Origin of the sequence: Microbispora sp. NPDC049125 (assembly GCF_040802045.1) — a bacterium.
Lineage (GTDB): Bacteria > Actinomycetota > Actinomycetes > Streptosporangiales > Streptosporangiaceae > Microbispora.
Map to the genome: position 1 here is coordinate 23,346 of NZ_JBEZDW010000036.1, position 22,924 is coordinate 46,269.

The 22,924-nt window shown below is 67.3% G+C and carries 23 protein-coding genes, 1 tRNA gene and 2 pseudogenes; 13 read left to right on the top strand and 13 right to left on the bottom strand.

Annotation, left to right across the window (positions count from 1 at the left end; translation table 11 throughout):
• Positions 1–11: 11 nt before the first annotated feature.
• Entirely contained in the window at positions 12–1,364 is a 1,353-nt protein-coding gene (locus AB0B72_RS31555) for a cellulose binding domain-containing protein (protein WP_367742916.1), read from the bottom strand.
• Between the two features lie 984 nt (positions 1,365–2,348).
• Between AB0B72_RS31555 and AB0B72_RS31560 the strand changes: the two genes are divergently transcribed.
• Positions 2,349–2,792, top strand: a complete 444-nt coding sequence (locus tag AB0B72_RS31560; RefSeq protein ID WP_367742917.1) for an ester cyclase — start codon at positions 2,349–2,351, stop codon at positions 2,790–2,792.
• 1 nt (position 2,793) lies between these two features.
• On the opposite strand, the gene AB0B72_RS31565 is transcribed toward AB0B72_RS31560, so the two are convergent.
• Positions 2,794–3,717: a LysR family transcriptional regulator gene (locus AB0B72_RS31565; RefSeq protein WP_367742918.1), complete on the bottom strand. Its 924-nt coding sequence runs from the start codon at positions 3,715–3,717 to the stop codon at positions 2,794–2,796.
• A 111-nt stretch (positions 3,718–3,828) separates the two neighbouring features.
• Between AB0B72_RS31565 and AB0B72_RS31570 the strand changes: the two genes are divergently transcribed.
• The 3 genes from AB0B72_RS31570 (at position 3,829) to AB0B72_RS31580 (ending at position 6,484) form a co-directional block, all read left to right on the top strand.
• Positions 3,829–4,269: a nuclear transport factor 2 family protein gene (locus tag AB0B72_RS31570; protein WP_367742919.1), complete on the top strand. Its 441-nt coding sequence runs from the start codon at positions 3,829–3,831 to the stop codon at positions 4,267–4,269.
• Between the two features lie 81 nt (positions 4,270–4,350).
• Positions 4,351–4,848 carry a hypothetical protein gene (locus AB0B72_RS31575; protein ID WP_367742920.1) on the top strand — a complete coding sequence of 166 codons (498 nt, stop codon included), beginning with the start codon at positions 4,351–4,353 and terminating at the stop codon, positions 4,846–4,848.
• Entirely contained in the window at positions 4,841–6,484 is a 1,644-nt protein-coding gene (locus tag AB0B72_RS31580) for a multicopper oxidase family protein (protein WP_367742921.1), read from the top strand. Before AB0B72_RS31575 ends, AB0B72_RS31580 begins: the two co-directional genes overlap by 8 nt.
• Before the next feature lie 225 nt (positions 6,485–6,709).
• On the opposite strand, the gene AB0B72_RS31585 is transcribed toward AB0B72_RS31580, so the two are convergent.
• Positions 6,710–7,759, bottom strand: a complete 1,050-nt coding sequence (locus AB0B72_RS31585; RefSeq protein ID WP_367742922.1) for a hypothetical protein — start codon at positions 7,757–7,759, stop codon at positions 6,710–6,712.
• 384 nt (positions 7,760–8,143) lie between these two features.
• Here AB0B72_RS31585 and AB0B72_RS31590 point away from each other — a divergent pair, with 384 nt between their 5' ends.
• Positions 8,144–8,767 carry a hypothetical protein gene (locus tag AB0B72_RS31590; protein ID WP_367742923.1) on the top strand — a complete coding sequence of 208 codons (624 nt, stop codon included), beginning with the start codon at positions 8,144–8,146 and terminating at the stop codon, positions 8,765–8,767.
• Between the two features lie 272 nt (positions 8,768–9,039).
• Here AB0B72_RS31590 and AB0B72_RS31595 read toward each other — a convergent pair whose 3' ends face one another.
• Positions 9,040–9,432, bottom strand: a complete 393-nt coding sequence (locus tag AB0B72_RS31595) for a hypothetical protein (protein ID WP_367742924.1) — start codon at positions 9,430–9,432, stop codon at positions 9,040–9,042.
• The gene (locus tag AB0B72_RS31600; protein WP_367742925.1) at positions 9,429–10,436 is read right to left on the bottom strand and encodes an oxidoreductase; all 1,008 of its coding nucleotides are present in this window, start codon (positions 10,434–10,436) and stop codon (positions 9,429–9,431) included. The genes AB0B72_RS31595 and AB0B72_RS31600 overlap by 4 nt, the downstream gene beginning before the upstream one ends.
• 29 nt (positions 10,437–10,465) lie before the next feature.
• Between AB0B72_RS31600 and AB0B72_RS31605 the strand changes: the two genes are divergently transcribed.
• Positions 10,466–11,035, top strand: a complete 570-nt coding sequence (locus AB0B72_RS31605; protein ID WP_367742926.1) for a TetR/AcrR family transcriptional regulator — start codon at positions 10,466–10,468, stop codon at positions 11,033–11,035.
• A 603-nt stretch (positions 11,036–11,638) separates the two neighbouring features.
• On the opposite strand, the gene AB0B72_RS31610 is transcribed toward AB0B72_RS31605, so the two are convergent.
• Both AB0B72_RS31610 and AB0B72_RS31615 read right to left on the bottom strand, forming a co-directional pair.
• Positions 11,639–13,129 carry an RICIN domain-containing protein gene (locus AB0B72_RS31610; RefSeq protein ID WP_367742927.1) on the bottom strand — a complete coding sequence of 497 codons (1,491 nt, stop codon included), beginning with the start codon at positions 13,127–13,129 and terminating at the stop codon, positions 11,639–11,641.
• 903 nt (positions 13,130–14,032) lie between these two features.
• On the bottom strand, positions 14,033–14,587 hold the full coding sequence (locus AB0B72_RS31615) for a TetR/AcrR family transcriptional regulator (RefSeq protein ID WP_367742928.1): 555 nt from the start codon (positions 14,585–14,587) through the stop codon (positions 14,033–14,035).
• A 56-nt stretch (positions 14,588–14,643) separates the two neighbouring features.
• Here AB0B72_RS31615 and AB0B72_RS31620 point away from each other — a divergent pair, with 56 nt between their 5' ends.
• Entirely contained in the window at positions 14,644–15,027 is a 384-nt protein-coding gene (locus tag AB0B72_RS31620) for a hypothetical protein (protein WP_367742929.1), read from the top strand.
• Positions 15,028–15,246: 219 nt separating this feature from the next.
• Here the strand turns inward: AB0B72_RS31620 and AB0B72_RS31625 are convergent, their stop codons facing one another.
• Positions 15,247–15,402 (bottom strand): hypothetical protein, encoded by a 156-nt coding sequence (locus tag AB0B72_RS31625; protein WP_367742930.1) that lies wholly within the window; start codon positions 15,400–15,402, stop codon positions 15,247–15,249.
• Positions 15,403–15,650: 248 nt separating this feature from the next.
• Between AB0B72_RS31625 and AB0B72_RS31630 the strand changes: the two genes are divergently transcribed.
• The 3 genes and pseudogenes from AB0B72_RS31630 to AB0B72_RS31640 all read left to right on the top strand — a co-directional run.
• Positions 15,651–15,818 (top strand): DUF2637 domain-containing protein, encoded by a 168-nt coding sequence (locus tag AB0B72_RS31630; RefSeq protein WP_367742931.1) that lies wholly within the window; start codon positions 15,651–15,653, stop codon positions 15,816–15,818.
• 291 nt (positions 15,819–16,109) lie between these two features.
• The gene (locus AB0B72_RS31635) at positions 16,110–16,694 is read left to right on the top strand and encodes a hypothetical protein (RefSeq protein ID WP_367742932.1); all 585 of its coding nucleotides are present in this window, start codon (positions 16,110–16,112) and stop codon (positions 16,692–16,694) included.
• 215 nt (positions 16,695–16,909) lie between these two features.
• A pseudogene (locus AB0B72_RS31640) lies at positions 16,910–17,148 on the top strand (site-specific integrase); the annotation flags it as partial.
• 206 nt (positions 17,149–17,354) lie between these two features.
• Here AB0B72_RS31640 and AB0B72_RS31645 read toward each other — a convergent pair.
• Positions 17,355–17,427 (bottom strand) — tRNA-Arg (locus AB0B72_RS31645).
• Between the two features lie 158 nt (positions 17,428–17,585).
• Between AB0B72_RS31645 and AB0B72_RS31650 the strand changes: the two genes are divergently transcribed.
• A complete protein-coding gene (locus AB0B72_RS31650; RefSeq protein ID WP_367742933.1) occupies positions 17,586–18,044 on the top strand; it encodes a hypothetical protein in 459 nt (152 codons plus the stop codon).
• 151 nt (positions 18,045–18,195) lie between these two features.
• A complete protein-coding gene (locus tag AB0B72_RS31655) occupies positions 18,196–19,344 on the top strand; it encodes a D-alanyl-D-alanine carboxypeptidase family protein (RefSeq protein ID WP_367742934.1) in 1,149 nt (382 codons plus the stop codon).
• A gap of 33 nt (positions 19,345–19,377) precedes the next feature.
• Here the strand turns inward: AB0B72_RS31655 and AB0B72_RS31660 are convergent, their stop codons facing one another.
• Together AB0B72_RS31660 and AB0B72_RS31665 are read right to left on the bottom strand one after the other, a co-directional pair.
• Entirely contained in the window at positions 19,378–20,001 is a 624-nt protein-coding gene (locus AB0B72_RS31660) for a flagellar biosynthesis protein FlgA (protein ID WP_367742935.1), read from the bottom strand.
• Between the two features lie 5 nt (positions 20,002–20,006).
• Positions 20,007–20,813, bottom strand: a complete 807-nt coding sequence (locus AB0B72_RS31665) for an S-methyl-5'-thioadenosine phosphorylase (protein WP_367742936.1) — start codon at positions 20,811–20,813, stop codon at positions 20,007–20,009.
• An 84-nt stretch (positions 20,814–20,897) separates the two neighbouring features.
• Here AB0B72_RS31665 and AB0B72_RS31670 point away from each other — a divergent pair, with 84 nt between their 5' ends.
• Complete coding sequence (locus tag AB0B72_RS31670) at positions 20,898–21,095, top strand: hypothetical protein (RefSeq protein WP_367742985.1); 198 nt, start codon at positions 20,898–20,900, stop codon at positions 21,093–21,095.
• Positions 21,096–21,109: 14 nt separating this feature from the next.
• On the opposite strand, the pseudogene AB0B72_RS31675 reads toward AB0B72_RS31670, so the two are convergent.
• A pseudogene (locus tag AB0B72_RS31675) lies at positions 21,110–21,322 on the bottom strand (FmdB family zinc ribbon protein); the annotation flags it as partial.
• A 71-nt stretch (positions 21,323–21,393) separates the two neighbouring features.
• Complete coding sequence (locus AB0B72_RS31680; protein ID WP_367742983.1) at positions 21,394–22,893, bottom strand: potassium/proton antiporter; 1,500 nt, start codon at positions 22,891–22,893, stop codon at positions 21,394–21,396.
• Between the last annotated feature and the right edge of the window lie 31 nt (positions 22,894–22,924).

Sequence of the window (22,924 nt, forward strand, 5' to 3'; positions counted from 1 at the left end):
ATCGCTGCTGATCAGGCGGTGGTGCAGGGGCTTCCGTTGAGGGAGAACCCGGTGGGCTTGCCGGCGTTACCGGTGTGGGTGGCCTGGAAGCCGATCTGGACGGAGCCGCCGGATGGCAGCGAGCCGTTGTAGCCGACGTTCCTGGCGGTGACCTGGCCGCTGGTGGGGGAGTAGGTGGCGTTCCACCCGTTGGTGATGGTCTGTCCGCCGGGGAGGGTGAAGGCCAGCGACCAGCCGTTCAGTGCGGCGGAGCCGGTGTTCGTGACGGTGATGTCCTCGGTCAGGCCGTTGTTCCAGGCGTTGACGGTGGCGCTGACGCGGCAGGCGCCCGATCCGCCGCTGGGCGAGGGGGACGGCGAGGGTGAGGGTGAGGGAGACGGCGACGGCGAGGGGGAAGGAGACGGAGACGGGGAGGGTGAAGGCGAGGGCGAAGGAGACGGAGACGGAGAGGGCGACGGGTTGGACTGGAACTGCGTGAAGAACTTCCACACCTCTCCCGACGTCCAGGTCCTGGCGCCGCTGGTAGAGGTGGACCCGTCGTTCGGAGAGGGGGTGTGATCTCCGTCGAACGCGGCCCACACGACCGGGTAGCCGGCCCGGCACCCCGAGTACGCGGTGATGATGTGCGTCAGGCTGCCCTGTGACGGCTCTCGCGGGTTCATGGGGGTGCAGCCGTTGTTCGTGACGAACCTGTCACGCAGCGACCGTCCGTTGGAGATGTTGAGCACCGAGTCGTGGATGCCGTGGATTCCCATGTACGCGACGGGCTGAGTGCCGCCGCTGCACCCGCTGAGCTGCGCGCCGGAGTAGACCGCGACCGCACGGAAGACCGTCGGCCGGGCACACGCGACCGCGAAGCTCATCGATCCGCCGTAGCTCCACCCCAGGGCGAAGCGCTGCGTCGTGTCGACACAGAGATCGCCCTCGACACGCTTCAGCATCTCGTCGGTGAAGGTCAGGTCTTCACCGTTGCTGTTGCCCCAGCCGTTGTTGATTCCCTGGGGCGCGATGAAGATCGTGCTGTTGTTGGAAAGTTGCTTGAGCCCGTAGTAGGCCCAGACGGCTCCGTCCGATCCGCCCGAGTCGACAATTTGGGCGGTGCCGTTCAACCAGTGGTACGCGATGATCAACCGGTAGGGGCGGCTGTTGTCGTAGTTGTCGGGAATCCTCAGGATCCAGGTGCGATTCTTGCCGTTGATCGTGATCGACTGTGAACCGCTTCGCAGCGTCGGGGCCTTGCCGCATCCGGCGGTCGCCGCCGCGGCGGCGCTCGTCGTGGACGACGTGGTCGTGCCGAGGCTGTCGCCGAGTGCCATGCGTCCCGAAGCCAGGACGAGAAGGGCGGCGGCCGCGACAGTGGTCAAGATGGATCTCTGTCTCAACTTCACGCAACTCCCTTTTTCGTTCGAATATCGACATGTGTCGACAGGGAAGTCATTTGATTTCCTGCATGTGGCGGGAGCGTCCGTACTCGGCATGCGCGTGAGCCGAGCGACGCCTTCCCGGACGGGTTCGAAACGCCAAGCGAGCCCGCCGTCAGTCAGTCCGGAGCGGCCGGCGACCGGCCATCGTCAGCGGCACGCGTGTCGACTCTCTTCCGCTGGAGAAGAGCAAGGCGAGTTCAGACAGCCGTTGGGCGCCGGCATTCGCTTGCCGTGTTCTCTCGTCCGGGGTGCCGACGGAGAATGCGGTGGAATTTCGTAATGCAGTTTGTCATCTGCATGCGAAGGCGAAATGCGTTGCGCTCTTCCGGGCCGATCTGTCCCGCTTGGCCGTGGAGTCGACGGCATGTTACCGTTAACAATTACGGACGCGATCGAGTGCTCCTCTCTTCCGGGTGACTGGTGGCGGTGGTGCAGCGGAGCAAATATGAAGTCATGAGATCTGTCAAGGATCGCGCCTTCTCCTGGCGGGGCTCGCGTCGAAACCGTCCATTCCTTCGGTTTCTGACCAGGGAGAAAGCCGCGGCCGCGGTCGACGCCATAATGTAACTTTCATCGGCGACGGCATTGCGCGTCCCGTCTCTTTCGCGTCCGCGTGCAGACGAGAGGACGGGGTGGTCAGGCGGTATCGGCGTCGAAAGGCTGAGGTTTCCGCCATGGCGGCTTGGGTGTGTGCCTGTCCATCAGGCGGACCGGGCCGGCGCTGCGGGGGCCGGTGCGCGTCACTGCGGCGGGGCCGTGACGGGAGACCCGGCGGGCGCGGCAATGGTCTACCCGAATTTGCCCCGGCTGGGAGATCGCCGGCGTTCCCTGGCGTTTCCGCGACGGTTTCGTGGTCCGTATTCGACCTATTCGTTAGTAACGTGATTTACGAGTTGATATTCAGACCACGGAGGGGTCACGGCCATGGTCGACAAGTGGGAAGTGAAGCGTAGTCTGGCCGACGCGATCAACGACCACGATGTGCAGCGACTGGTGGATTTGTTCACCGAGGACGCCGTCTTCGTCTCTCCCGTAGGACTGGCGGAGGGAGGCGAACAGATCGCGTGGATCTTCGAGCAGTTCTTCAAGGGCTTTCCGGACCTGCACCTGACGGTGTGGTACGAGGCCACCGGCACCGACAGCCCCATGATGGTCGAATGGACGGGGACGGGCACGCACACCGGACCGTTTCTGCTGCCCGACGGACGGGAACTGGAGGCGACGGGCCGCCGCATCGCCCTGCGCGGCACCTGCGCCTCGTTCGTCGAGAACGGAAAGGTCGTCACGCACCGGGAGTACTTCGATCAGTTGGAGCTGTACACACAGCTCGGCCTGCACCTGTCGATGGACGATCCGGCCCCCACGTAGTTCACACAGGCTGATCGTCAGCGTGTCCCCCGGGGTCGATGGTCCAGTCCCAGCCCGTGATCGTGGTGCGCATCAGCCGGGCGGCGGTGGACAGGCGGGTGCCGGCGCCCCAGTAGAGGGTGACCGTACGACGGCAGTCGGGGCTGTCGACGGCGATCCAGGCGGCGGGCGGACCCCCGGCGCCGCGGTGGGCCAGGCGGCGGGCGGCGGAGGGGATGAGACCGATGCCGAGTCCCGCGACGATCAGGTCCACGATGGCGCTGTGCTCGTCGGTCTCGCAGATGATCTTCGGGGTGAGGTCTCGCGCGGCGAAGAGCCGATCAAGCAGTCCGCGTAGCCAGTGCCCCTTGCGTGCGGTGATGAAGGGTTGGCCGGCGAGTTCGTCGATGCTCACGGAGGTACGGGTCGCCAGTGGATGATCGAGTGGAACGCCCACCCCGACCGCGTCGTCGAACAGTCGCACCGACTCCAGGCCCTCGGCATGGATCCGCTGCGAGGTGACACACAGGTCGACGTCTTGGGTCCGTAGGCGGCGGGCCATGTCGTCGGCCGGCGACCAGTGGAGCTGGATCTCGATGGTGGGGTGGGCTCGCTTGTAGGCCGCCAGTGGTCCGGTGAGCGTGAGGAAGGTTTCCGACGTCAGTCTCACGGTGCCCAAGCCATCGCTGGCGGCCCGGGCGACGGCGCGTCGTCCCGCATCGAGCTCCCCGAGGGCGCGTTCGACGTGATCGCGGAAGAGCTTGCCCATGTCGTTCAGCCGGAGCCGGTCGCTGCGGTCGAACAGCGGAACGCCCAGCTCACTCTCCAGACGGGCGACGGTACGGCTCAGCGACGGCTGGGCGACGTGAAGCTCGTCGGCCGCCCGGCTGAGGTGCTCCAGCCGCGCCACCACCAGGAACTGCTTGAGCGAGTTCAGCTCCATCATGCCTCCATGACCATAACCCCATAGCAATATTGATCTTAGACAAGATAGCTCCTAGGCCATAGCGTCGGATATGTCTGATGGCGAGATCCACCAAGGAAGGCTGGGATAGCGATGCCTACGCAGCGCGAGGTAGACGAAGCCGCGATTCGGCGGCAGGTCGACAAGATCGTCGAAGCGCTCCGGGCCAAAGATCTGGAGGGTCTGAAGCAGCCTTACGCGAAGGACGTGGTGTCCTTCGACGTCGAGCCGCCGCTGCAGCACGTGGGGATCGAGGCGAAGCTCAAGAACTGGGCGAACGTGTTCCTGTTCTTCGAGAGTGTGACCTATGAGGTCCGCGACCTGACGCTCGCCGTAGGGGATGAAGTGGCGTTCGGGCACGCGTTCGCCCGTCTCAGCGGCACGCTGAAGAACGGGACGGCGACGAGCGGTATGTGGGTGAGGGTCACGTACGGCTTCCAGAAGATCGACGGCGATTGGGTGATCGCGCATGACCAGGTCTCAGTGCCGATCGACGTCGTGAGCGGCAAGGGCGTGGTCGACCTCGAGCCCTGACGCTCCGCACGAGTTCGCGCGGCTTCCGTCACCGGTGTCGTGCGCAATCACACATCGGGAACAGAGCGGGGAGGACGCCGTATGGTCCGGACAGCCGGTGGGGTCCGCCCGGCCGCGCCGGTCCGATCCGATGCGACGCACCGGGCGAGCCCCAGCGGGTGGGTCTTGCGGGCCGTCGTCAGCGCGCACATGGTGGCCATCGTCGGCCAGCCCGTGTTCGCCGGGGTCTATCTGAGCGGTGACTACGACGGGTTGCGCTGGCACGCGGCCGGCGCCGACACCGTCACCGCCATCGGCTACCTGCAGGTGATCGTGGCGATCGTGGTCTGGGTACGGCTGCGCCAGGTCTGGCCGTTCCTCGCCACGCTGGCACTGGTGGCGGCCGAGACCGTGCAGTACTTCGCCGGGTTGGACGGTGCGCTGTGGTTGCACATCCCGCTGGGAGTGATGACCATCGCCGCGCTCGTCGTGCAGTTCATCGCCGTGTGGCGCCGGCCCCTGCAACGGCAACCGGGACCCGCGCGGGAGCGGGTGCGAACCACGCGGAAGCGTGAGCAGAGGGAAGCCGGCGATGCGTGAGCGACATGACGATCGATCCGGGCGGGCCCCCGGCATGGCCAGGCGCCGGTTTCTGGGCATCGGCGGGGCGCTCGGGTTGATGGCGGCCGGCGGTCTGACGGCCTCGGCCGCGCTGGCGCGGCGTCCGCCGGTCACCGGTGCCGAGCTGCGCAGCGCCGTACCGCTGCCGCCCGCGTTCCAGGTGCCTCTGCCGATTCCGTCCGCGCTGGCGCCGGTCAGCACCTCGGCCGGCGCCGACCGTTACGAGATCATCCAGCGTGAGGTGACCGCGGAGATCCTGCCCGGGGTCAGAACACCGCTGTGGACGTACGGAGGCACCTTCCCCGGGCCGACGATCGAGTCACGCCGCGGACGGCCGGTCACCGTGTCGCACCGCAACGAGCTGCCCGTGCCGACCGTCGTGCACCTGCACGGAGGGCGAACCCCGGCGGCTTCCGACGGGTACCCGACCGACCTCGTCCTGCCTGCGGGCCGGCCCGAGGCCGACCACGACATGCACGACATGCACGACATGCACGACATGCAGGGGATGGGGAGCGGTGTGCATGACCCGCGAGCGGTGCTGAGCAGGCTGACGCGGGCCTACACCTTCCCGCTGGACCAGCGGCCGGCACTGCTGTGGTACCACGACCACCGCATGGACTTCACCGCCCCCGCGATCTGGCGCGGCCTGGCCGGGCTGCACATCGTGCGCGACGACGCCGAAGAGGCGCTCGGCCTGCCCTCGGGCCGGCGCGAGCTGCCCCTCATGATCGCCGACCGGACGTTCGCCGCCGACGGCAGCCTGGACTATCCCGCGCTCGACCCCAGCCTGCGGGAACGGCCGGGCGTGCGTGAGCCGTACCTGGCCGGAGTCCTCGGTGACGTGATCCTGGTCAACGGCGCGCCGTGGCCCGTGCACGAGGTCGACGCGGCCCGCTACCGGCTGCGCATCCTGAACGCCTCCAACGCCCGCCACTACGAGCTCGAAGCGGTCACCGACGACGGGCACCGGCTCGATCTCGTCCAGATCGGCGCCGACCAGGGGCTGCTCGCGGCCCCGGTCACCCACCAGTCGCTGCCGATCGCGCCGGCCGAACGCTACGACGTGATCATCGACTTCGCGGGTGTCCCGGTCGGTGGCCGGGTCAGGATCCTCAACCGGCTGGGCGCCGGGCGAACCCGCGACGTCATGGCCTTCCGCATCGCACGCGAGGTCACCGACGACAGCCGCATCCCCCTTGTGCTGTCCACCGACCTGCCGGTGTGGCACCGGTCGGAGGCCGTCAGGGTGCGCGACTTCTCCTTTCGCGCCGGGCGCATGCGCGACGGTCACGGCTGGCTGATCGGCGGGCTGCCGTTCGACCCCGCCCGCTCCGACGTCACCACCCGCCTCGGCGACGTCGAGGTGTGGCGGATGGCCGCTGATGTCCACCATCCCGTCCACCTGCACCTGGTCGGGTTCCGGGTGCTCTCACGCGGCGGCCGGCCGCCGCTGCCCCACGACGCGGGCCTCAAGGACACCATCTCCTTGCGGCCGGGCGAATCGGCGGAGATCATCACCCGCTTCGACGGCTACCGCGGCCGTTACCTCTTCCACTGCCACAACGCCGAACATGAGGACATGGGAATGATGGCCAACCTGGAGATCATCTGACACCGCGCATGCGTATCCCGTCCGGCAGGCGCTCGACCACGGGCAGGACGTGACGGATCTGGCCTGCTGATCTCCCCGATGGCGAAGGCACGTCAGGCGGTGGGTCGTTTCGCGATGAGCTGGCGCGGCGGCGACGACCCTGCGACGGTTGAGGAGGTTCACGAGTGGCTCGCGCGGCCGCGGGTCGCGGCTGTGACCGCAGGCCGAGGTGCTGTACGGCCGGCTTCAGCCGAGGTTGCGGAAGACGCCTGAAGCTTTGCCGATCACTCCGGTGGCCAGGAGCGGGCCGCCGGGGACGGCCGACAGCGAGGTCAGTTCACCGCCGGACGGCACCCTGGTCCAGCGGCCGGAGGGGTCGCGGTGGGCGAGGGCGGAGTCGTCGCCGTTGATGTCGGTGGAGCCGAGAAACCAGTGGCCGCCTCTACCGTCGGGGACGGGCGGGAGGTCACGGACCATGCGTCCGGCCTTGGCGGAGGTGTCCTCGCTGCGCCAGCCGGAACCGGTCTGGGAGAGCAGGAACGACGACGCCCCGATCTCCCCGGTGACCCAGATGCCGGACGGGTCGGCGGTGATGGCGGTCAGCCGAGGGCCGGCCGGGTCGGGCGGGGAATCGTCGGACGGGGGCGGGGTCTTCGGCAGCGCCGAAGTCAGGTCGACTCGGGTCCATGCCTTGCCGTCGAAGTGGTGCACCCTGGGGGCGTCGATGTCGAGAGCCCAGATATCGGAGGCGGAGCGGGCGCTGACCCGCAGGGTGGAAAAGGAAATGCTCTGTTCCGACCAGGTGGCGCCGTTGTAGTGCCAGGCCTTGTGGTCGCCGAAAACCCACACGTCGTTGTCGGCGGCGACGACGAGGCTCCCGGCCGTAGCGGGCGGTTTCTGGACAATCGCCCAGGTGTGTCCGTCCCAGCGCACGGCGGAGGTGCCGCTCTCGTCGCTGACAAGAGTCCACACGTTGGAGGGGGAGGATGCGGCGACCGAGCCGATGTCGCCGCGCTTCACAGGGAAGTCGCTCTTCGTCCAGCGGTCGCCGTTCCAGTGGAAGGCCGTGGGGCGGTGCGGGCCGTCGACCACCGGGAGCCAGGCGCCGATGCCGAGGATGTCCCAGCCGAAGGCCCAGGCGTCGTGCTCGCCGGTGGCGACGACCTGTCCGTAGGTGACCGACGACTGCTTGGCCACCAGTTTCCAGCGGTCGTTGCCGTCATCCCAGAGGGCGGCCCACCAGAGCCAGAGGCCGGCGGCGGCTGCGGTCGCGGTCGCGGCCAGCTTCACGAACATGATCGAAGCGTATGACGGCGGCCAGAACGGCACATGAGTATAGGCACTCAGCTCGACGGGCGTAGGGCCCAGGCGCGTTCGACGGCCGGACATCTCGCCCGGGCCCCGCGATCGCCGTATAGAGACGTCTCCTCGATTTCTAGGATTGCCACGACACCACGTGCCTGCACAGGGCGGACGCTCCAAGTTGGCTTATCGGCCAAGAACAACAGCGCTCTGACGACATGTCGGCGATCATGATCACGGGATGATTGTTGTCAGATTGCTATGGGGCGCTCCTCCAGGGCGAGAAGAAATGACCCTAGGGTGGCCGAGGTGATCATGAATTGGTCGTTTCCACTGACAGCTGTCTTAGCTGGGTCGCTGCTGATACCGAGTCCCCGTGTGGCCCAGAACGTGTCGGCTCCGCGGTCTTTCGATCCGCTCAAGGCCGCCCTCCTCATGCCGAAGGACCTCGGGAGCGAGTTCAGCCTCCGGGGGTACCGCACTGAAGGTCTGCTGAATCCCGCCTTCGCTCATTCGAAAGCGTGCGGCAAGGCCTCCAAGCGCATCGCCGTGATTTATCGCACCAAGATCTCGACAGCTTTGGAGCGGAAGGAGCGGTGGGAGGGGATCAGCGAATACATCGTGAGCGGCCCCTCCGGCGAGACCTCCGCCTTGGAGCGCGCTGCCAGGAGCATGGTCCGTCATTGCCGCGAGATCACGGTCAAGACGGACGGCTCGAAAGACATCATTCGCAAGCTGTCGATCAGTCGGCTCGGCGATAGCACATATGGGGTCAAGTTTCGCAGCGGGTTCCCAGACAGCAATCTAGAGCGGGACTCCGAACTGGCGGCCGGCATGATGGTCGCCATCGATGTTGTAATCATTCGGGTGAAGAGCACTCTGATTGTGCTGGAGCACGATGGCAACGTAGGTGAATTCGACCCTGCGCTCACCAAGACCGCCGCCGAGACGGCTGTGACACGACTCCAGGAAATACGCAGGAGAGTAGGCAAAGATCATTAGCTGTCTGTTACCCGCGAGTCCTGACGTGCCTGCTCGATCAGCCGCTGACGTACGGCATCACGGATGTCCACAGTGAACATCGGGAGAACATATCACCCTTGCTCCATTGAACGCCGGCTTCGCTGTTTTGAGGTCTCGGTCCGGGTTCTTGGTGGCCGCATCGCATCGGCGTTCGGCGTGCAGACTGTCGAGCTACCACCGAAGCCGGCGAACGTCGTATATCACTGACGGCAGCGATGGCCGGGTCGGAATGCTGCGAAAAGGAAGCCGGCTCAGGCCAGGCGGGCGGCCTTGTGTCGACGCATGGCGCGGAAGAGACAGAGGCTGAAAGCGAGAACAAGCGCCGCATGGATGGCCACGCCGCTCCAACTGCCGGCGCCGATCGTGCCGCCGATGATGTTGGTGGCATCGACCGTGCCGAGCACGGCGTTCATGAAGACGTTGGCGAGGACCACTCCGACCGGTATGAGAGCGCTCATGCTCGCCGACCAGTTCAGGATCGCGATCGTGAGCAGAGTCGCTCCGATGGTGCGCGCCGCGAATATGTCGAAAGGTGTTAACGCATGGCCCAGGCCGGATGACGCGGCCTGCGGGACGAGCAGTGAGGCGGCGCCCAGGGCGCCGAGGTAGATTGCCACGATCCTGAGAAGCCAGCGGAGCGTCATAGGGCTGCGCCCGCGTCGGACCGGCTGGTGAATGAGTACGTCACGCCGGTCAGTCGCTCGGACTCCTCCCACAGCCGGCGCTGGGTGTCGACGTCATGTGACGCGGAACTCGATCGAGACGGCACGGGATGGCCCGATGCGTTCAGTAGCCGGCCGTTCGGGGCGTAGTAGTCGGCGCCCTGCACAGCCGGGTCGGTGGCGGCGCGCAGGGTCGCGAGCGCGCCGGCTGCAGCGGTCGGTTGGCCGATGAGCTTCCCGACGGCCGCGACACCGACGGCCATCGCGCCCCTGACATGGCGTTGGAGGCCGGTCGAGACGATACCGGGTTCGACCGCGACCGCGATGGGCTGGGCACTCGCCGCTCTGAGGCGTCGCTGGAGCTCATATGTGAACATGATGTTGGCGAGTTTCGACTGGCTGTAGGCGGTTGTCGGCTTGTAGCGGCGGCGTTGGAACTGCAGGTCGTCGATGTCGATGCGCCCCTGGCGGTGCGCCGAGCTGCTGACGGTCACAATGCGAGAGCCGGGCGTGGCGAGCAGCCGGTCGAGGAGGAGCCCGGTCAGGGCGAAGTGGCCCAGATGGTTGATTCCGATCTGGAGTTCGAACCCGTCCTCGGTGCGACCGAGTGGCGGCATCATCAGTCCCGCGTTGTTGATGAGCAGGTCCAGCCGAGCGTGGCGCGACCGCAGCTCTTCCGCGGCGCGGCGGATCGAGGCGAGCGAGCCCAGGTCGAGGTCGACCGTGGTGACGTTCCCGCCAGGCAGGGTGGTCGCCGCGGCCGTGGCCTTGCCGCGGTCGCGGCAGGCCAGCACGACCGAAGCTCCGCGGGCTGCGAACACCCTGGCCGTTTCGAGACCGATGCCGCTGTTGGCGCCGGTGATCACGACGGTGCGCCCATGCTGGTCATCGACGTCGGCGGTGGTCCATGCAGCCATGGTGCTCTCCCCTGATCGCCTATAATCGGGACTGCCGTCCCGGATAGAGCGAATATACGGGATGGCCATCCCGGTTGTATAGATGGAGGTGAAGTCCGATGACGGGCAAGCCTGTGCGGGCACCGCGCGCCGATGCCCGCCGCAATCGGACGTCGGTGCTGCGGGCGGCGGCGGAGATGTTCGCGACCGAAGGGCTTTCCGTGCCGGTACACGAGATCGCGCGACGTGCGGGGGTGGGCACCGGCACCGTGAGCCGCCACTTTCCCACCAAGGAGGCGCTGTTCGCGGCGGTCCTGCTTGATCGCATGGCGTTGCTCACCGCTCGGGCGGACGTCCTTACGGCGACCGAGGATCCGGGGACGGCGTTCTTCACCTTTTTCGCCGCGCTCGTCCACGAGGGCGCCGACCACCGCGGGTTGGCGGAGTCGCTGGCCGGTGTCGGATTCGACATCGAGTCGGCTGCCATCGACGCCGGAAGCGACGTGTCAGGTCGGCTGCACGCCATGCTGAAGGCCGCCCAACGGGCAGGCGCGGTACGGGGCGGCATCACCTTCGCCGACGTGAAAGCGTTGATGAGCGGCTGCCTTGCGCGGGAAGTCGCCCCAGGCGACGCCGGCGCACGCGACCGCGTTATCACCGTCGTCTGCGACGGTCTTCGTACCAGGTGAAGTGCGGCCGCTGCCTGCTGGGGTTGTCGTACCTGCCTGCTTTGATTCTCGCGAGACAGGCTCCGAACGTGAGATGAGGTCTGCGTGGCTGAATGCCTGAAGAGCCTCGTAGAAGAAGTCGACGATCTCTATGGGCACATCGACATCGTGGACGGGGACAGCGGCGACGCCCTGGCCGCGTCACTCCCTGCAGAAGCTCGGGAGGAATACTGGTGGGATCGAGACAGATAATGAATTCCTCCTCCGCTGCGCCAGCAGAGAGAGCAGGTCCTACGTACGGCTCGAATTGTGGAGCGGCCCGCCCCCGTCCGTCGATGCCTCCTGGAGCCGCTCGTGGAGTGGTCGGATGCGCGTGCCCTCCGGCAAGGTGCGGGCTCGCGAGAACTTCGAGGGGCCCGACGACCATCAGACGTTCGAGCTGGGACCGGTGGATGCCGACTGGTCGGTCGAGGTGCACGCGAAGACGCTGAACAACAACCTTGATGCGGACTTAAGGGGGACGCCGCAATCCGGATTCCCCCCGGCACCGACCACACAGCACGAGATCGGTACCGGGGGGCGTGAGTGCTGTACCGCAGCTCCGCGGTTACGTCGAGATGACCGTTAGACGGGCGTGCGCGACCACTGCTGGTTGGTGCCGGTGTTGCACGCATACTGCTTGATGATCACGCCATCGGCGGTCGACGCGGCCGGTACGTCCACGCATTTGCCGCTGTGCCGTGCCCGGAGCTGGAAGTAGCCGCCGTTGGCGACCATCTGGAACTGCTGGTTGGTGCCGGTGCCACAGGTGTACTGGATGAGTTCGGCGCCGTCGGCGGTCGAGGCGCCCGTCACGTCCAGGCACTTTCCGCTGTGGCGGCTGACAATGCGCCAGTAGCCGCTGCCGGCGTCCTGGAACTGCCACTGCTGCCAGGCGTTGCCGCTGTAGGTGTACTGGTCGATGCGCGCGCTGTTACTGGTGCTCGCTTGCTGGACGTCCATGGTCTTGCCGCTGTGGCGCACGTCGATCCTGTAGTACGTCGCCGGGTCTGGCGTAGGCGTAGGGGTCGGGGTCGGCGTGGGGGTGGGGGTGGAGCTGCCGATGGTGTCGCCCCAGGCATACCGGATCCGGTCGGCGCCGGAGGTGTTGCGGATGGTCAAGTTGAGATCGGTGCCGCTGCCACTCACGGCGTACATCGAGTACCAGTCGTAGCCGATGGTGCCCGGCTTGCCGCCGAGGGCGGGCCAGTAGGTGCCGCCCATCTGGTTGTCCCGCATGACCTGGGCCATGGCGCGGATGTAGCGCACGAAGTTGTCGGTGCTGTTCGCATCCGCGTAGTTGAGCCCGGTGGACATCGGCGCGCCGAACTCGGTCGCGACCGCGCGGGAGGCGCAGTTGCCCAGACGCGTCTGAATGTGGCTTCGGAAGGCGTCGTAGGTCATCGCGCCGTAGAAGAAGGCGTAGTAGTGGAAGGACAGCAGCGTCGAGTTGAAGCGGCTGTCGTTGCAGATGTCCCGCAGGTCCTGGCTGAAGCCGGTGCCGCCGATGAGCACCCGGCCGGGCGCCGCCGAGGGGTGAGCGCTGAGCCAGTTCGCTGCGACGTTGCGCCAGTCCGCCGACGAGTAGCCGTGCGGCTCGTTCATCGGCTCGAAGTAGACATTGCTGTTCGAGCCGTACGTGTTGATCACGGTGGACCACATCGCATTCCACGCGGTCAGGTTCGTGATCCTGCCGCCGGAGGCGGACCCGTCCTCCCAGTAGGCCAGGATGACCTTGAATCCACGCTCGGTGGCGGCGTCAATGGCGCCGCGGTAGGCGTTCCACCAGGTCGTGTTGGACACAGTGGGACCGTTGATGGGCAGCCGGACGGTGTTGACCCCCATGGTGGAGGCCATGTCGTCGTAGAGGGCGTTGGCCTTGGCCCGTACTGTCGCGTTGCTGTCGGACTGGCTCAGGCCCTGCACGACGAGCGGGCCGGTGCTGAAGTTGTCACCCAGCACGGCCCAGTTCATGCCTCGGAACTGGCTGGTGGCGGCATTGGCCGACGGCGCGAGGACGAGACCCGCCACTGCGGTGAGCGCGGTCACCGCAAGGGCGATCAGCGACCGGCGCAACGGCCGGGTGCTCCGCGATGGTTCTGATGAGTAACCATCAGACGCCATGATCAGTGCCATGAAATTTCCAATCACTAGATCTGAAGTCCGGGGTCAAACGCTCACTTGAAGACATCGTGTTGCTGACGTACGTCCGGGCCGCATGGTGCTGTTCCAACAGCAGGATCGGCGGCAATGGGAAATCGCCACGAAGCGACGGCGGTGATGACATGGGTCGGCCGCATCGTTGCACACAGAGGATTGGCAGGTGGGACGCCCTTTTAGGCGTCACACTGCGCCACCAGGACGCGTACGCCGCTACGCGGATATCGGCCCGGGCCGGCGGGAGGGGTGCCGCGTGGACGGTGCGGGCGCCAATGACGGGGATGGCCCCGGCGACGGTTCAGCTGGGCGGACTGCATCAGAGCTCCAACGAATGTTATCGCTAACATTTATAGGGCAGGTTACGTCGCATGGCAGGGCGGTAGGTGCGTATCGCCGGGGTGTCGCGCGCATCCTGCATCCGCGATGGACGTAAAGGTTACATCGGCGTTACAACAGTGTGATCGATCACAACTGTGCGGTCAATACCTGATACCACGCGCCTGGTTTCGGCGGCTTGAGGCGGATGGCGGCGAACTGTATGCCCCGCGAGCAGGCTGATTCGCACGCGCTCTGCCGTGGTGTCCACAATGGATGGCAGCGCTAACACAACGGACCATCCTGATGCGTCTGAATCCGGTGCGGAAGCGAGTGTGCGCGGGGTGCAGTCGTCAAGCCCTGACCGCAGGCGATGACTATCTCCCGTGCGGCACATAACCCCGCGAAACCTGACCGTAGAACGCCCACCATCTGCGTTGATCTGGCGCCAAAGATCATCGGTGCATATTCCGTGAACAGCGATTCAGGGCTGCTCTCGGTGGCCTAGTGGTCAGGATCGTCGGCGCCGTACAAGCGCGTCACCGAGGCCCGGAAATGCCTGGCCGCCTCCCGGGCGTCCAAGCGGCCGGCGCGGATGTGACGGTCGGCGGCGTGGCCGAGCGCGATCGTCGCGGCGACCAACCAGCCGGTCTCCAGATCGGTGGCGAACTCGCCGCTGTCGCGGCCGCGACGGATCAGGCTCTCCAAGCGCTCCTCGACCAGCAGGTGATGCGACTCGTCTTCCTCCTGGGTGGCATCCCCATGACCGACTGCCGCCTGCTCGGTCAGCAGTGTTCCGGCTGCGGTGAGAAAGCGGCCGAGAGCTTCTGTGGGGGTACCTGTCTCGAGATCGGCGGCGTCCAGCACGGCGAACGCACGGCGGTTCAGCTCGTCACGCACCGCCGCAAGGAGCGCCTCGCGAGTGCCGAAGTGGACATACGCGGTCTGCCGCGTCACGCCGGCGCCGGATGCGATCTCCGCCATGCTCGCCTCCGGGTGCTGGGCGAGCACTCGGATCGCCGCCGACACCAGTGCGTCACGGTTGCGGGCGACCTCCACCCGCTGACGCCGCCGCCTTATCTCTGACACGGTTGACAATTATAACGACAACGCTAATGCTGACAACCATGTCAGAGATAACTGAGCAGGCGGCACGCCGTCTCCTGATCGACTACACCCGTGACATGGCCCTTTCCGACGAAGACCCCGAGCGGATCGTGGACCGCACCATGACCGCCGACGCGGTCTGGGTAACCGACGGCACAACGCTCACCCGCGACCAATTGGTCCGCCATGCGGCCCCGGCCCGCAAGAACGTCACCTCCATCGAGATGCGCATCGACGACCTCTTCGTCAACGGCCATGAGTTCGCCGCACGCTGTTGCCTCACAACGGAGCACCGTAAGCGCGGGCGCGTGGTGATCGATTGGATCCTGATCGGCGACGTCGCCGACGACGGCCGGGTGCGACGTATCCACCAGCTCGGTCGTACCGCGTAGTACTCCCATGTGGGTGACCGGTGGCCGATGGTGCGCCGGGTCGGAAGGGCTGTGGCCGGCCAGCCGGCCGAGCCGGGGCCGAAACAGATGAACCATCGCCCACCGGTTGATCATGTCGACCATCATCCAAGACCGCAGTGTGAGATCAGGACTCCGCGCCTGCGGTCCGGACGCCTGCGAGTCCCGCTCCGCGTGGGGGAGCCGGGCTCGCGAGGTTCGTCAGCGGACCTCAGCGGCTTGGCCGGCCCAGGTGGCATACAGAAGCTCGCCGAGCTGCCCGAAGAGCTCCAGCGCGAGGTGTTCACGGCCTTCCGCCTGGAGATTCTCTATGACGCCCGCCTTGGAGTGGCGTTGATCCGAATCACCCTGCACCACGAGACGATCAAAGGAGTCGCGGCGATGGCAGAAGAACTTCGCGGAAACGAACCCAGGCGCCTGCCAGAGGCAGGCGCCTGTGCCGAAGATTTGGTGAGTGCCCCCGGCGAGGGACCCAGGAGTAGGGAAACTGGAGGCACCCCCTCTGAACTGGTGGTTCGCGCTCGACAACTCATGATTGAGGCAGTCAGACCCCTTCCACAGCGCCGTGTCCGTACCCCCCGAGCCGGGGCGGAGGGATGAACGCGATGCCTTCATCCCCCAACCGCTGGATCCGGCGGACGTCGACAGGCAGCGTGCTGCTGGTGGCTCTGATCGCCGCGGTCGTCTCGTTCCGGCACATGCATGAGCTGGCACTTGCTCACGGAGGGAGCGCGCTGACCGCTGCACTTAGAAGTCCTAACAAAATGATCTAGGAATAAGGTTGATCCCCCGTAGGTTGATCACCGCCGTGAGGAAGGGCGAGCAGCCACGGTGGATCGTGCCCGACGAGTTATGGGCGCGGATCGAGTCCGTCGGGCGGCCTTCATCACAGCGGTACAACGATTGGTGACGACGCCGGTATTGCGCTGTCGGATGGTCGAACGCAAGCGTCCTGCAAGCCGAACTCAACCACTCCCACCGACTCTTGATCAGCCGCGGCTGACAAGGCCATTCTGAACCGTACGGCTGGGACGATGGACAAACCAACGCAAGAGGTAGCGGGCGTGAGCGATTACTTGCAGGTGCAGGGCCACGGGGGACACACACTGGTAGCTTCCGGGAACACGATGACCATCGATGGCAAGGACACCTACGACCTCACGGCCGTCAAAGCGGTGGCTTACCAGGTCGTACAGAATCACCTCAACGGAGCCTACCAGGGAACCGACTTCAAGATCCAACTAAAACAGGACAAACGCACCCGCATATTCTTTTTGACCACCAACCATCGAGACGAGAACATCGACCAGTACCGCACGTGGTGGCTCCAGCTTGTCGAGCGCATCGAAGCCATCGCGGTCCCCCGATTGGTAGACGAGGTCGTGGCCGCCGTGCGGGCCGGTCAGACGGTGCCGATTGGACCCGCCGGCGCCAGGGTCGTGCTGAGCCTTGAGGGCGTGAAGAAAGGCGGCCTATTCAGCAAGCCGGTGCCATGGAGCCAGGTGACAGGCACCACCCGCGACGGCCGTACGGTAGATGTTCTGGGCAGCAAGGCGCCAGGCGGCGCACCGGTAGTCATCGGCCAGGTTCTAACGTCGGAATGGAACAGTCCCGTTCTGCCGTACGTGGTCAGCCATCTGAAGGGCTGACCAGCTCAGGACCGGGGAGCGGCACCTTGGTTTGCGACGGCGCAGGCTTATGCAGGCACAAGTCCGGGGCACCAGGACATCGAGAGGCCCGGCCGGAAAGGAAGACCCGGCCTCTCGGTCGGCCATTCGTCAGTCCAAAGTGAAGACGATCTTGCCACCGGTGTCGCCGGTCGCCGCGGCGGCGTGCGCCTTGGCCGCGTCGGCCAGCGGGAGTCTGGCAGCAGGCCCGCCGGGTGGCCTTCACGGTGGAGCAGGCGGTCTCACCGCTGGCGGCGCGGCCGTACGACCTGCGGCATGCCGCCGTCTCGCTGTGGCTGAACGCCGGAGTCCCGGCTACCGAGGTGGCTGAGCGTGCCGGCCACAGCGTTGACGTGCTGCTGCGGTTTACGCCAAGTGCATCGAAGGGCAGCAGGCGCGGGCCAACGGCAAGATCTCTGAAACGCTCGACGAATGATTCACAACTTTGCGCACCACGGCCCCGGAGCATCCCGGGGCCTTCTGTGTTCCCGGGGTGACCTGCGGAGACGTTGTCGGGACTGGTTCGCGCATGGTTCGCGATCATTGACCTACGACTGCATATGGCGGCACTTCGTTGCATGTGATCGCTAAGAGGAGCCGCGCTGAGCCCCAGGTCAGAGGCTAGGCGGCTGGTCAGAAGAGTGCCCCCGGCAGGATTCGAACCTGCGGCACCCGCTTTAGGAGAGCGGTGCTCTATCCCCTGAGCTACGGAGGCTGGTTGTGTGCCCTGTAAGCCTAGCGAAAGGTTGGGCCACCTCGCGCCTCCGGCGGCGGTGTCGGGTGAAGCCCGGCGGTCATCCGCAGGCTCACATGCGGTAAAGGCGTGGCAAGCGGGCGCGTCCGGGCTTGTGGCGGTGGCTACCTTGGCTGCTCGTGACCGTAACGCGACGCGGACGTGTCCGGGGGCTGCGTCCCCTGGTGCTGGTGGCGGCGCTGATCGCGCCCGCGATCCTGGGCTCCGGCCTGCTGGTGGCGGACGTCTCCGGCTACGACACCATGGCCAACCGTACGAACTACCGCGAATCCTCACGTCCCCCCGTAGCCGCTGGTGCCCCACCGGTGAAGGGTGAGAGCGGCACACGAACGGCGGTCGTCCATCAGCGGTTCCTTGACCCGACCATCGTGCCTGAGCCATTCGGGCCGGCCCGGGTCTACGAAGGCGCGGTACGGCTCTCAGTGCCCCTTGCCGCCCCTCATGTCATGATTCCCAGCCGTCCGAAGGCGGTGCCCAAGACCAAGCCGCACCGGCCCAAGGAGGAGGCCACCTGCTCCCCTGAATGGCGGGACACCTGGCTCTGGGAGCTCTGCCAGGAGCAGGGTGGCCACGTCTGAACGCGGGGCGCTCCGCTGAAATACCCCAGACCGGGAGATAGCACATATGCCAACTCAGGCCCGGACATGGTTGACCCTGTAGTAACGTGCGTCCCTGACTGAGGTCACGAGTTCGCAAACGGAGGAGTCGATCGTGCCATCCCCTCGATCAGTGGGTCTGATCGCGGTCGTCACGGTGATGACTTCCCTCGTCGGCCCAGGCGCGTACGGGAGGGCCGACGCCTCCACCATCCCGGCGATCACCTCAGCCAAGGCAATTGCCGCAGCCGAAGCGACCACCACCGCTCAAGCCGGCGCCACCGCCCAAGCAAGCACCTCGGCCAAGACCATCTCCGCGAAGAACCCGTCACTCACCGAGCTGCGGCGTCAGGCTCAGCTGGCGTACAAGGGCATCGAGGACGCGACGAAGACCCTGGAGGCGCGGCAGAAGCAGTTCGAGGCCTCGCAGAAGCAGCTCGCGACGACGCTGACGAAGCTCCAGACGGCGACGAGGCAGCTCAACAAGATGCGCAAGCCGCTCTCCGACCTGGTGTCCTCCCTATATCAGGACCCTTCGATGAGCGGAATCAGCCCGTTCCTGTCCGGCACGAATGGTGCGGTGACGCTGCGGTCGATGAGCGATCTCGACTACATGGTCGCCGGCCGCAACGCCGTACTCGGGGACGCGGTGAAGCTTCTGCAGGGCCAGGAACGGCTGGCCGCCCAGGCCCAGGAGCTCCGGGCGGCCAACCTGCTGCAGGAGGCCCAGCTCAACCTCCAGGTCGACACGCTCCGCAAGCAGTCGGCCAAGCTCGTCAAGACGCTCACGCAGTCGCTCGTCAAGCTCGGCGTGAAGATCAACCAGGGCAACCGCGGCGCCGGCGCGTGCGACCCCACCCGGGTGAGCCTCGCCGGGCAGTACCCCAACGGGCTGCTGCCGACGAGCATCCTGTGCCCCCTCCCGCAGCGCGGCGAGGAGCTGCGGGCCGACGCGGCGATCGCCTTCGCGGACCTCAACATCGCCTACCAGCGGCGCTTCGGCCGGCCGATCTGCGTGTCGGACAGCTACCGCAGCCTCGGCGAGCAGCAGGCCGTCTACTACCAGCGCCCGGGGCTCGCCGCGACCCCCGGCAAGAGCAACCACGGGCTGGGGCTGGCCGTCGACCTGTGCGGCGGGGTGCAGATCTTCCGGAGCGTGCAGTTCACCTGGCTGGAGACGAACGGCAAGCGGTACGGCTGGATCCACCCCGACTGGGCCTACCACAGCCCCTTCGAGCCGTGGCACTGGGAATACGACCCGAAGGTCGGCAACCTGCTCTAGCGCCTCGCCATCGAAGACCCCGTACGGCACGGCCTATCGGGGATGGATGGCGACGGACAGCCGTCCCTGCGCCTGGGCCTGAGCGAGCTGGGCCGCCTGGCTCGACGTGGTCGCCAGGACGAGCAGCGCACCTTCGTCGGCCTCCCCGGGAAGCCGCGTCATCACCCGCACCTGCTGGGCCACCGTGAACGCCCGATCCTCGAACGCCGCCAGCACATCCACGACGTCGCCCGCGGACAGCAGTGTGGCGGCTCCGGGATCGGCGATCCGGACGGGGGTCGCGACCATCCCCGGCCCTTGGGCGGCGAGCGCCCCCTGGGTGAGCAGCCGGGCGTCGGTCAGCGGCTCGCCCCGGCGAACCGGCCCCACCAGGACTCGTCCCGCCGGCATCTGTCCAGAGGGCACCTGTGCGGACACACGGTCGACGCCTGAAGAACCGGGCCGCAACGCCCCGTCGGGCACCGCGTCGGGCGGCAGCCGTACGACCATGAGGTCGGAGGCGGACAGCCGGCCCCCGGCCAGGTCGCGGGCGGCGGCGAAGACCTCGACGCCGCGCGGCGGCCGGATGGACTGCAGCACGCACACCACGGCGAGCCCGGCGAGGACCGCGGCGATCGGGCGGCGGCGGCGTGCGAGAAGCAGGCTCACGGCACGCATGGCGGCTACGGGAGTTCGAAGGGGAGCTTGATGCCGTCGAGGGCGTCGCCGCACGGGCAGGTCCGCTCGCTCGGCAGGGCCTCCACGACCTCGCCGACCAGGCTGCGCATCTTCTCCACGTTGGCCGCGAAGAACGCCAGGACCTCCTCGTGCGTCACCCCCTCGCCCGCCTCCACGCCCGCGTCGTGGTCGGTGACGAGGCAGAGCGAGGTGTAGCAAAGGGCCAGCTCACGGGCGAGCACCGCCTCCGGGTGGCCGGTCATCCCGATGATCGACCAGCCGGCGCTCGCGTACCATCGCGACTCGGCCCGGGTGGAGAACCGGGGGCCCTCCACCACGACGAGCGTGCCTCCGTCGACCGTGTCCCAGCCGGTCTCGCGGGCCCGCGAGACGGCCGCCGCACGGCCCGACGGGCAGTACGGATCGGCGAACGACACATGGACGGCGCCGCCCGCGTCGTAGAAGGTCTGCACCCGCCCGGACGTGCGATCCACGAGCTGGTCGGGGATGACGAGCGCGCCGGGGCCGTACTCCCGCCGGAGCGATCCCACGGCGCTGGGCGCGAGAACCTGCCGGACGCCGAGGGAGCGCAGCGCCCACATGTTGGCCCGGTAGGGGATGCGGTGCGGAGGGTGCACATGACCGCGCCCGTGCCGGGGGACGAACGCCACGGACCGGTCCCCGATCCGTCCCAGCGTGATCTTGTCGCTCGGCGGCCCGTACGGCGTGGCGACGCTGATCTCCTCGGCGTCCTCCAGCAGCGAGTAGAACCCCGACCCGCCGATGACCCCGATCTCTACGCGATTGACCATGCGGCCGACCCTAGCGAACGCCGGCCACCCTCATCGCACCCCTGTGGACAACTCCGTGGAGGTACGGATCAGGCGGCGGCGGTCGTGCCAGAGGAGCCTGACGAGGAGGAGGCGGATCCGGACGTGGAGGCCGCGGCGGGCTCCTTCTTCGACGAGGCGGAGTCCCCCGAGGACTTCCCCGAGTCGCCCGACGACTTCGCGCCGTCGCTCGACGGCTTCTTGCTGTCGCTCGAGGCCGCCGTGGTCGTGGACGAGCTCGACGAGCGGCTGTCGGTGCGGTAGAAGCCGGAGCCCTTGAACACGATGCCAACGGCGGAGAAGACCTTGCGCAGCCGGCCCTCGCAGACCGGGCACTCCGTGAGCGGGTCGTCCGAGAACTTCTGGACGGCCTCCAGCTGCTCACCGCAAGCGGTACAGGCGTACTGGTAGGTGGGCACGCGCTCCTCCTGGAACTGGCACTCGACCGGGTCGATTGCTAATGGTAGGCAACCTAGGAGCCCAAACGCCACTCCGGCCCGCTTTATTGCCCCTGTCCGTCCGTTTCCCCCTGTCCCGCCGGAGTAGGACCCCCGCAAATCGATCAGCCGCCGCCCTCGCCGTACCAGCCGGCCAGCTTGCCCCGGCGGCTCACGGCGCGCAGGCGGCGCTCGACGGTCTCCCGCTGGGCGGCCGTGGTGACGACGAGGAGCTGGTCTTCGGCCATCAACCGTGTCGTCCCCGCGGGAACGAACGAGCGGCCCCCCCGGACGACCATCGTGACCATGGTGTTCTCCGGCAGCCGCAGCTCGAAGATCTCCACGCCGTGCAGCTGCGAGCCGTGCGGGATGCGTACCTGCAGCAGGTCGGCGTGCAGCTCCTCCAGCGGCGCCGCCTCGACGTCGAGGTCACGCGCCTCGCCCTCCGCGGTCAGCCCGAGCCGGCGCGCGAGGTACGGCAACGTGGGCCCCTGCAGGATCGTGAACACGATGACGATGATGAAGACGTCGTTGAACAGGCCCTTGGCGCCGGGTATCCCGGCCGCCCAGGGGATCGTGGCGAGCACGATCGGCACCGCTCCGCGCAGCCCCGCCCATGACAGGAACACCTGCTCCCGCCACGAGACCGCGCCGATCCGCAGGAGCCGTACGATCACGGCCGAGATCATGACCGACGCCGGCCGGGCGAGCAGGACGAGCACCAGCCCGGAGACCAGCGCCTGGACCAGCACGCCGGGCAGCTCGGCGGGGCTGGCGAGCATGCCGAGCATGACGAACAGGCCGATCTGCGCGAGCCAGGCCGCGCCCTCGGCGAAGCCCCTGGTCGCGGCCCGGTGAGGCATCCGGGCGTTGCCGAGGATCAGCGTCGCGACGTAGACGGCGAGGAAGCCGCTGCCGTGCAGCAGGGCCGCGCCGCTGTAGGCGAAGAGCGCCAGCGCCAGAACGGCGATGGGGTAGAGGCCGGAGGCGGGCAGGGCGACCCGGCGCAGCGCGTACACCCCGGCCGGCCCCACCGCGATGCCGATGCCCGCGCCGATGACCAGCTCGATGAGGGTCTCAAGCAGCGTGCCGCCCAGCGTGGGCGTCAGACCGGGGAGCTCGCTGAGCATCACCACGACGATGACCGTCGGCGCGTCGTTGAAGCCCGACTCGGCCTCCAGGATCCCGGCCAGCCGGGGAGGCAGCGGCAGCCGCCGCAGCACGGAGAACACGGCGGCGGCGTCGGTCGAGGCGAGCACCGCGCCCAGCAGCATCGCCGTCCGCCAGTCCAGGCCCAGCAGGCCGTGTACGGCCGCGGCCAGCACGACGATGCTCACGGCGATGCCCGCCGTTGCGAGGACCAGCGCGGCGGGCACGGCGTCGCGGACGTGGTTCCAGTTGGTGGTCAGGCCGCCCTCGGCGAGGATGACGGCGAGCGCGACGAGGCCGAGTTGCTGTGCGAGCTGGGCGTTCTCGAAGTGAATGCCGCCGATGCCGGACTCACCGAGCAGCAGGCCGAGGCCGAGGTAGATCAGCAGACTGGGGAGGCCGGTGCGATGGGCGATCCGAACGGACGCGATGGCCGCGATGACGACGGCGGCGGACAGGAGTAGCCAGACGTTCAGACGTACCCGCTCCCTTCACCGCGCTTTCAGC